The organism is Massilia frigida (assembly GCF_011682175.1).
Taxonomy (GTDB): domain Bacteria; phylum Pseudomonadota; class Gammaproteobacteria; order Burkholderiales; family Burkholderiaceae_D; genus Telluria_A; species Telluria_A frigida.
In genome coordinates, this window is the sequence record NZ_WHJG01000179.1 from 1 (window position 1) to 445 (window position 445).

General features: G+C 62.5%; 1 protein-coding gene and 1 pseudogene. Both read right to left on the reverse strand.

The features are described 5' to 3' along the window. On the reverse strand, positions 1-190 hold a 190-nt coding region (locus F2P44_RS36795), incomplete at its 3' end, for a DUF3817 domain-containing protein (RefSeq protein WP_370662797.1). 21 nt (positions 191-211) lie between these two features. Further along, positions 212-445, reverse strand: a pseudogene (locus tag F2P44_RS34580) (transcriptional regulator); the annotation flags it as partial.

The window sequence follows — 445 nt, forward strand, 5'->3', positions numbered from 1 at the left end:
CATGCACGGGGCCGAAGATTTTCACACCCAGGTCGGTGGTCTCGGTCGTATATTTGAGGAACATGCCGATCAAGAGGCCGGTCCAGGTCAGGCCTTCGATCAGGCAGACGGCGACGAACAGCTTGCCGATGCCGGTGGGTTTGGTTGTGGTCATGCCAGCTCCGCGATGTTTGTAAGATGCGCGAAGCATAGACCACTCCGGTCCATGCGATCAAGCAAGTTTTTGTAGCGGCGCGATCCGGTAAACACAGCGCGTGGCGCCGGCCAGCACATGCTGCTCGCGCGTGACGGTCGCATCAAGCCCGGCGACTTCGGCGAACAGCTGCAGCTCGGAGCGGCAAAAACCCTGGCAGCTGCGCGCCGCCACGCAGATCGGGCAGTGGTCTTCGATCAGCAGCCAGCCCTGCGCGTCGGCCTCGACGCGCGCCATATAGCCTTCGTCGGT